2 protein-coding genes are annotated in these 1,057 nt (G+C 71.4%); both read right to left on the bottom strand.

What is annotated here, in order from left to right; translation table 11 throughout:
• A partial coding sequence (locus FNQ90_RS24455) for a relaxase/mobilization nuclease domain-containing protein (RefSeq protein WP_407699440.1) occupies positions 1–641 on the bottom strand: 641 nt, incomplete at its 3' end.
• 4 nt (positions 642–645) lie between these two features.
• Positions 646–1,057 (bottom strand): MobC family plasmid mobilization relaxosome protein (locus FNQ90_RS24450; protein WP_194432852.1); only part of this gene is annotated, 412 nt, incomplete at its 5' end.

The raw sequence follows: 1,057 nt of genomic DNA, 5'->3' as shown, positions 1-1,057 counted from the left end.
CCCCACGCCCCGGCCACCGCACCCCGCACCGCCTCGCGCAATTCCTCCCGGGCCGTGCGCTCCCGGCCCCGGCGTCGGGCCTTGTGACGCTCGGCGCTGGTGGGCCGCCGCGCCGCGGTGCCGTCACCTTGGTTGAGACGACGCAGCCCCAATTCCGCCTCCAGCGTTCGAGCCCGGTTCTGGACGCGGACGGCATCGTTGTGGAGGCGGGGTATGTAGCCGTCCTCGCGCACCAGGGTGGCGACGATGTGGATGTGGTCCTCGGCGTGCCGTACGGCCACCCATCGGCACCCCGCGCCCCCCTGCTCGGGATCGTCGACACCGGCGGCGGCGACCATGCCGCGGGCGATGTCACCCCACTCCTCGTCCGTCAGGACGCGGTCCTCGGCGGCGTTGCGCACCGACAGGTGCCACACGTGCTTCCTCGGCCGTTCGGAGGCTTCGAGGTTCTCGATCGGCTGGTCGAGGAGCCGCTGGAGCTGCTTGAGGGTGGCGTTCTCCTCTCGGCCGGGATCGGGGGCGTTGTGGTCCCAGGAGGCGACCAGGTGGGGGTCGGTGTGCTCCTCGAACTTCCCCGGCCCGTACAGGTAGTGCAGGAGACCGAGCGTGCGCTGCCCGCGCTTGTGGATCCTGGGGATCATGCCGCTACGGCTCCCGGTCCCGCTGGAGAAGTTGATCGGTGGCGTGCTGGACCCGCCGGACGGCTCGTTCGGTGGCCGCGAGGACCGCGTCGAGTTCCGGTGGATGGGCTCCGGAGTTGACCGCGCGGGCGACCTGGTTGAGGTTGTTGCCGACCCGGCCGAGGTGACGGCGGGCGGCGAACAGTTCGGTGACCAGTTCCCGCTCCCCGGCGATCGTGCTCGCGGTCCGGTCGAGGTCGCGGGCGGCGCCGAGGGCCGCTCGGGCGAGGAAACCGGCGACAGTGAGACCGGCGGTTTTGGCTCCGGCACTCACGCGTGCGAGTTCGTCGTCACTGAAGCGCGTGGTGCGAACATGAGGACGTTGACGGCGTTGGTACTTGCGGCGTCTTGTCCGAGGGGGCGGGTCGACGGGGAGG

The sequence above is a fragment of the Streptomyces alkaliphilus genome, from assembly GCF_014141535.1.
Lineage (GTDB): Bacteria > Actinomycetota > Actinomycetes > Streptomycetales > Streptomycetaceae > Streptomyces > Streptomyces alkaliphilus.
This window is presented reverse-complemented; position numbering and strand designations above follow the sequence as displayed.